This is a genomic window from Kitasatospora sp. NPDC057936 (genome assembly GCF_042887525.1).
Lineage (GTDB): Bacteria > Actinomycetota > Actinomycetes > Streptomycetales > Streptomycetaceae > Kitasatospora.
Genome location: NZ_JBHVPD010000118.1, coordinates 21,875 through 28,773, shown reverse-complemented (window position 1 = coordinate 28,773; position 6,899 = coordinate 21,875). Strand labels below are relative to the sequence as shown.

Annotated in this window: 6 protein-coding genes; 5 read left to right on the top strand and 1 reads right to left on the bottom strand. The window is 74.8% G+C overall.

Features of this window, described 5'->3' with window-relative positions; translation table 11 throughout:
• The coding region (locus ACFVU9_RS39850; protein ID WP_387602089.1) for an RNA polymerase sigma factor at positions 1-1,374 on the top strand (1,374 nt) is incomplete at its 5' end.
• A gap of 81 nt (positions 1,375-1,455) precedes the next feature.
• Positions 1,456-3,060 carry a multicopper oxidase family protein gene (locus tag ACFVU9_RS39845; RefSeq protein WP_387602086.1) on the top strand — a complete coding sequence of 535 codons (1,605 nt, stop codon included), beginning with the start codon at positions 1,456-1,458 and terminating at the stop codon, positions 3,058-3,060.
• On the opposite strand, the gene ACFVU9_RS39840 is transcribed toward ACFVU9_RS39845, so the two are convergent.
• Positions 3,039-4,373, bottom strand: coding sequence for an MFS transporter (locus ACFVU9_RS39840; protein WP_387602083.1), 1,335 nt, complete (start codon positions 4,371-4,373; stop codon positions 3,039-3,041). The genes ACFVU9_RS39845 and ACFVU9_RS39840 overlap by 22 nt on opposite strands.
• Positions 4,374-4,598: 225 nt before the next feature.
• Here ACFVU9_RS39840 and ACFVU9_RS39835 point away from each other — a divergent pair, with 225 nt between their 5' ends.
• The 3 genes from ACFVU9_RS39835 (at position 4,599) to ACFVU9_RS39825 (ending at position 6,891) form a co-directional block, all read left to right on the top strand.
• The gene (locus ACFVU9_RS39835; protein ID WP_387602080.1) at positions 4,599-5,297 is read left to right on the top strand and encodes a hypothetical protein; all 699 of its coding nucleotides are present in this window, start codon (positions 4,599-4,601) and stop codon (positions 5,295-5,297) included.
• Positions 5,298-5,375: 78 nt separating this feature from the next.
• On the top strand, positions 5,376-5,789 hold the full coding sequence (locus tag ACFVU9_RS39830) for a nuclear transport factor 2 family protein (RefSeq protein WP_380439188.1): 414 nt from the start codon (positions 5,376-5,378) through the stop codon (positions 5,787-5,789).
• Positions 5,790-5,868: 79 nt separating this feature from the next.
• A complete protein-coding gene (locus ACFVU9_RS39825; RefSeq protein ID WP_380507775.1) occupies positions 5,869-6,891 on the top strand; it encodes a methyltransferase in 1,023 nt (340 codons plus the stop codon).
• The last annotated feature ends 8 nt before the right edge of the window (positions 6,892-6,899 follow it).

Here is a 6,899-nt window from a genome sequence, read left to right as displayed (position 1 = left end):
GACAGAGCCGCGGGCGGGGCGCGAGCGGACCGCCCAGCTGTCACGGCGCCGGCCCCCCCCCCCGCCCCGCCGGGCGCCCAACCCGCCCGGGGGGCCGTCGAGGCGGTCTGGCGGATCGAGTCCGCCCGGATCGTCGGCGCGCTCACCCGCTACACCGGGGACTTCGAACTCGCCGAGGACGTCGCCCAGGAGGCGCTCGCGGAGGCGCTCGTCTCCTGGGCGCGCGACGGCGCTCCGGCCAACCCGGTCGGCTGGCTGCTCGCCACCGCACGGCGGCGCGCCATCGACGGCTTCCGGCGCCGCTCCGCCCGGGACGAGCGCTACGCCCGGCTCGCGGGCCGCCTCGCCGAGGGCGAGGCGGCCACCGGCGCCCTCCAACCGCCGGAGCGCACCGACGAGTTGCCGTGGGACCCGGACCGCGTCGACGACGACGTGCTCGCGCTCATGTTCATCGCCTGCCACCCCGTGCTCTCCGCCGAGGCGCGGGTGGCCCTCACGCTGCGCGTGGTGGCGGGCCTGTCCAGCGAGGAGATCGCCCGCGCGTTCCTCGTGCCCGTGCCGACCGTCCAGGCCCGGATCACCCGCGCCAAGAAGACGATCGGCGCCGCCGGCGTGCCGTTCGAGCTGCCGCCGGCCGACGAGCGCCGCACCCGGCTCGGCGCGGTCCTCAGCGTCCTGTACGTGATCTTCACCGAGGGCTCGACCGCCACCAGCGGCGACGACCTGCTGCGCACCGACCTCGCCCGCGAGGCGGTCCGGCTGGCCCGGATGCTGGCCGCCCTGCTGCCCCGTGAGCCCGAAGTGCACGGCCTGCTGGCCCTGTTCGAGCTCACGGCGGCCCGGTTCCCGGCCCGGACCGGGCCCGACGGCGAGCCGGTGCTCCTGGAGGACCAGGACCGGCGCCGGTGGGACCGCTCGGCGATCCGCCGCGGCCGGGCCGCCCTCGACCGCGCCGCGGCGGCCGGGCGCGGCCTCGGCCCGTACGGCCTCCAGGCCGCCATCGCCGCGTGCCACGCCCTGGCGCCCTCCGTCGCGGAGACGGACTGGGAGCGCGTCGTGCTCCTCTACGAGGCGCTCGGCCGGGTCGCGCCCTCGCCCGTCGTCGAGCTCAACCGGGCCGTCGCGGTGGCGATGGCGAGCGGCCCGCAGCCGGCGCTGGACCTCGTCGACGACCTCGCCGCGACCGGCCGGCTCGCGGGCTCCCACCTGCTGCCGACCGTCCGCGCCGAGCTCCTCTCCCGCCTCGGCCGTACCCCCGAGGCCCGCGCCGAGCTCGACCTGGCCGTCCGCCTCTGCGCCAACGCGCGCGAACGCGCCGTCCTCCTCCGCAAGGCCGCCGCCCTGGCGGACGGCGACGAGGAAATTCGGGGGTAAGTCTTGTCGGGCGCATGCCGGTTGCTGAATCCTGGCGCCCGCACCACCCAACCCTCACCCAAGTGAATACGGAGAACCCTGATGTCCCGTGACATCGGAGCGGACGCGCACGCCCAGCGGCGGCGAATACGGCGCACCAGACGCCTCATCCACGCCGTGACCGCCGTGGCGGTGCTGCTCACGGCCGCCGTCGGCGCCGACGCGGTGGCCGTCTCGCCGGCGGCGGCCCCACCGCCGCCGCCCTCGACCGCCGAGCAGGAGAAGGGCATGCGGGCAGGCATGCCGTTCCAGGACCCGGCCACCGTGGACGCCACCGGCAGCGCGAGCCCCGACCTCACCCTGACGCTCGACGCGGCGCGCAGCCGCTTCGACGTCTCCGGGCGCGAGGTCTACGGCGCCTCCTACACCGGCTCGTTCGTGGCGCCCACCGTGCGGGTGGCGCCCGGATCGACCGTCACCGTCCACCTGGTCAACCACCTCCCGGTCGCGACCAACCTGCACTTCCACGGCCTGCACGTGTCCCCGGAGGGGCAGTCCGACGACCCGTTCCTGTGCGTGGCGCCGGGCGGGTCCACCACGTACCGGCTGGAGATCCCGGCCGACCACGCGCAGGGCACGTTCTGGTACCACAGCCACGCGATGGGCACGTCGTGCCCCATGGCCGACGGCATGGCGGGCCACGACGCGGGGTTCACGCCGGGCGACGTGGAGAACCAGATCTTCGCGGGCCTGTCCGGCGCCCTGATCGTCGGGGACGACCGCACGCTGCTGCCGGCGGGCCTCCGCGACGTCACGGCGCACACCGTCGTCCTCAAGGACGCCCAGCTCGACGCGGGCGGGCACATCCTCCAGGGCACCGCGGCGGACCCCCTCCAGTCCGGCAACCCGACCGTACGGCTCGTCAACGGCCGCCTCCGGCCGGTGCTCCCGATGCGGCCGGACGAGACCCAGCTGTGGCGGCTGGTCAACGCCGGGGCCGACATCTTCTACCGGCTCCGGCTGGACGGCCGCCGCTTCACCGTCGTCGGCGAGGACGGCACGCCCGTCGCCGCGATCACCACCGCCGACGAGTTGCTGCTGCCCCCGGGCAAGCGCTACGACGTCCTCGTCACCGCGAGCGGCACCCCCGGCCGGACCGTCCTGCGCACCGCCGCCTACAGCAACGGCCCGCAGGGCGACGCCTATCCGGACGTGCCGCTGGCCACGGTCGCCGTCACCGGCCGCCCGGCCCACCGGCTGCCGGAGCCGACCGGCGCCCTGCCGACCGCCCCGGCCGACCTCGCCACCGCGCCCGTCGCCCGGCGGCGCACCCTCGACCTGTCCGAGAGCGCCGACGGCAACACCTTCTACATCGACGGCCAGCAGTTCGCGATGGACCGTTCCGTCTTCGACACGCCCGCCCGGCTCGGCACCGTCGAGGAGTGGACGATCGTCAACCACTCCGGCGAGGACCACCCGTTCCACCTGCACACCACCGCGTTCCAGGTCCTGCCCGTCGACGGCGCCGCCCAGCCCTACACCCACCGCCAGGACACCGTCCCGGTGCCGCACGCGGTCGACGGCGTCCCGGGCCGGGTCGTGATCCGCGTCGCCTTCGAGGACTACCCGGGCCGTTGGATGTTCCACTGCCACATCGCGGCGCACGAGGACAACGGGATGATGAGCTACATCGACGTCGTCCGCTGAACCTCGCGGGCCACCTGCCGACCGTCCTGGCGCGCCTCGGACTCCTCGGGCCGCGCCAGGGCGGCCAGCCGGCGGGCGGCCGATCGGCGCTGGACCGCGCCCAGGGCCGTCACCACCGCGCCGAGCCCGATCCAGCCGACCGGGCCGGCCGTCATCACCACGCCGGTCAGCAGCAGCGGGCCGGCCGACTTCTGCACCGACTGGGACATCCCGGCGACGCCCAGGTAGGACGCCCGCGCCTGCGGCGGGGCCAGGCTCACCGCCAACTCCCAGGAGCTGACCGAGCGCAGCAGTTCGGCGAACGTCACCAGCGCCCCGGCCGCGAGCAGCGCCGCCGAGGCCGCCCACGCCCCGCGCCCGGTCGAGGCCGCCAGCAGCAGGCAGCTCGCGAGCAGCGTCACGCCGTACCAGGCCAGCGACTTGACCGCCCCGCTCGGCCCCTGCGCCCAGGCGGAGACGCGCAGTTGGAGCACCACCACGAGCACGGTGTTGAGCACCAGGAAGGCGGGCACGAGGGCGTGCGGCGCGGTGGTGTGGTGGACGAGCCAGAGCGGGAGGCCGACGTTGAGCACGGAGTCGTCGAGGTTGAGCGGCATGTCGAGGAGGACGAAGAGCAGGTAGCCGCGGTCCCGCCAGGGGCTGCCGGCGGCCGGCTCGGGCCTGCTCGGCGCGGTGCTCCGCGTCACCACGAGCCCGTGCCCGGCCGGTTCGCCCGTCCGCCGGACGAGGGCCGCGGCCAGGACGAAGGAGAGCGCGTTGGCCAGGATCAGCGCGCGGTAGGCGGTCACCGTGCCCACCGCGAGCCCGGCCGCCGCGATGCCCGCGCCGAGTGCGTAGCCCGCGTTGGCGACGCTGCGGAAGAGTGCCTGGTACTCGCCGCGCCGCTCGCCCGCGACCCGGGTCGCGAAGAGCATCTCCAGCGTTTTGGCGCCGCGCTCGCCGAGGCAGGTGAGCGCGACGAGGAGCAGCATCAGGACGTACTGGTCGACGACGAGCAGCAGGGCCATCGTCCCGAGGCGCAGCAGGTGGCACGCGGTCAGGAGGCCGCGGACGGTGAAGCGCTCGGCCGCCCGCCCGGCCAGCGGCGAGCCGGCGATCCCGGCGACGGCGGCGACGCCGAGCAGGAGGCCGAGCCGGCCGGCGTCGAGTCCGCGGACGAAGGTGAAGTACAGGACGGAGGCGGCGGCCCAGACGCCGGTGCCGGTGCGGTCGACGAACTGGGCGAGCAGCATCGTGCGGGCGTCCGGTCCGCCCGGTGGCCGCCGCAGCTGTCCGATCAGCCCGCCGCCGCTTCCGTTGGCGCTCCGCCCCATGGTGCTCCCCCGTCCCGTTCCCCGGGGCTCACCCCCGGATCAATCTCGACATCAAGATACTTCACATCAAGAGTTCTGGCGAGATCCGGGGGCCCGGGTTCCGCTCGCACCGGTGCTGCCGCCACACTGTCGCGAGCGCAGGAGAGCAGGGGCGCGAGAGCACAGGAGAGCGGAAGCGCGGGAGCGCAGGAACACAGGAGCGCACGAACGGACGGGGGCCCGGGCATGGCACGCCGCAGGAACAAGAAGCAGAAGAGACCGCTGAGCGACGGAACGTTCCGCCCGAATTCCGCCGCCGGGAAGGCCCGAAAGCGGCGGCCCCGCAAGGACCGGCCGCTCAGGCCGCGGACCGTCCGCATCACGGCGCTGCTGACCGGGCTGCTCGTGCCGCTGCTGGTCGTCGGCCTGATGGTGCTCGGCGCGAACCCGGACTACAGCCTGCCCTGCGCCGTCGCCGCCGTGATCGTGTTCATCGCGGGGCTCGGCGGCCTGATGGCCCTCCGGACCACCGGGTGGGTGCTGTGGCCGGGCGTCGTGCTCGGGATCGCGCTGCTCGTCCTGCCCATGAGGGCCTTCCAGGCCGAGGTGATCGCGCACCGCGGGGTGCGGACCGACGTCGTGGTCACGTGGGCCCACTCGGCCAAGGACAAGCGCGGCGTCGTCAGCTGGACGTGCGGGATCCGCCATGCGGACGGGACGCCGCTGCCGCACGGCGAGTACAGCGGGTCGGGTTGCGGCGGCCCGTCCGACGCGGGCCGGAGCACCGTCGTCCTGGCCGACCCGGACGGCTACGTCCCGCCGGTCGCCGCCGACTACGACCTGTCCTTCGTCGGACTCGGCGTCTACGCGGTCGCCGGCGCGGGTGCGCTCTGGGGCCTGCTGACCCTGGCCGCCGCGCGCCGGACGCTGCGGAAGCCCTCCTGACTCACCGTCACCCCCCTTCGCCAGTCGAGCGTCCCTGTGATTATGTGGCCTCCCGTGCCCACGTCCAGGGAGACCGACATGCCCCGAACGCCGCAGCAGATCTTTGAGAGCTACGTCCACGCCGGACCCCTGTCCCGCGACGCCGACGCCCTCGCCGAGACCTTCACCGAGGACGGCGTCTTCGAGGCACCGTTCGTGCCCGCCGACGCCGACTTCCCGCGGCGCCTGGTCGGCCGCGAGCAGATCCGCAGCGCGATGGCCGAGCAGTACCGGCGCGGCGGGAAGGTCGGCCGCACGCCTAACTTCGCCAAGTCGAGCTACGTGCTGCACACCACCACCGATCCGGACGTGTTCATCGCCGAGATCGACACGGTCTTCGACGGGGAGGGGGACGAGGGCGACACCACGGCCTCGCTCGTCCAGATCTTCCGGATCCGCGACGACCGGATCGCCCGTCTGCGCGACTACTTCGCACCGGACTTGGTGGACTGAGCACGCCGTTGCTCCGCCCGGGTGGGCCCGCCCGCGCGCCCAGGCGCGCCGGCGGGTCCGGCTCGCTAGCTTGACCGGCATGAACGCCCCGGCCTCCCCCACGCCCGCCATCGCGATGCTGCGCCTGCTCGGCGGGTACCAGATCGCCCAGGCCCTCTTCGTCGCCGCCAGAGCCGGCCTAGCCGACCAACTCCTCGACGGACCACGCCCGTTGGCCGAGCTCGCCACCGCCACCGGCCTGCGCCCCGACCCGCTGGCCCGGATCGTCCACGCGCTCGCCGGCGAGGACGTCTTCGCGCTCGACGCCGACACCGGGCTGGTCCGGCTCGGCCCGCTCGGGCGCACCCTCGCCTCCGGCGTCCCCGAATCCGTCCGCAACATCGCCCTGATGTGGATGGACTCGCACTACCGCGCCTTCGGCGAGCTGTGGGGCACCGCCGAGACCGGCCGTCCCGCCGCCGAACTCGCCTACGGGGAACCGTTCTTCGACTGGGTCGGCGAGGACCCGGCCCGGGTGGGCGCGTTCACCGCCGCGATGACCGACTTCGCCCGCGCCATCCGCCACCACGCCCTGGACGCGGTCGAGCTGGACGGCGCACGGACCGTCGTCGACATCGGCGGGGCGGACGGCGCCGTCCTGGCCGTCCTCGCCCAGCGCGACCCGCACCTGCGGGGCACCGTCTTCGACCTGCCCCACGTGGTCGCGGCCGCCCCGGACGTCCTGCGCGCCCACGGGGTCGACGACCGGATCACGACGGCGGGCGGCGATTTCTTCGTCGAAGTGCCGCCCGCGGAGGACTACTTGGCCTGCTTCATCCTGCACGACTGGTCCGACGAGAAGGCCGGGCACATCCTCGCCAACGTCCACCGCGCCGCCACCGCGCCCGACGCCCGCCTGATCCTGGTCGAGACCGTCCTCGACCAGGGCGCCGCCCCCGAGGTGGCCTCCCTCCTCGACCTCACCATGCTCGGCATGCTCACCGGCCGCGAACGCTCCGCCACCGACTGGCGCGACCTCCTCGCCGCGTCCGGCTTCCGCCTCGACCGGATCCGCACGACCCAGGGCCCGATGTGCGTGATCGAGGCGACCCGCCTCCCCTGACAATTCGA

What these genes read in the sequence shown, in the direction of transcription:
- ACFVU9_RS39845 (WP_387602086.1), top strand. Translation starts at nt 1,456, where the DNA reads ATGTCCCGTGACATCGGAGCGGACGCGCACGCCCAGCGGCGGCGAATA.
- ACFVU9_RS39830 (WP_380439188.1), top strand. Translation starts at nt 5,376, where the DNA reads ATGCCCCGAACGCCGCAGCAGATCTTTGAGAGCTACGTCCACGCCGGA.
- ACFVU9_RS39835 (WP_387602080.1), top strand. Translation starts at nt 4,599, where the DNA reads ATGGCACGCCGCAGGAACAAGAAGCAGAAGAGACCGCTGAGCGACGGA.
- ACFVU9_RS39825 (WP_380507775.1), top strand. Translation starts at nt 5,869, where the DNA reads ATGAACGCCCCGGCCTCCCCCACGCCCGCCATCGCGATGCTGCGCCTG.
- ACFVU9_RS39840 (WP_387602083.1), bottom strand. Translation starts at nt 4,373, where the DNA reads ATGGGGCGGAGCGCCAACGGAAGCGGCGGCGGGCTGATCGGACAGCTG.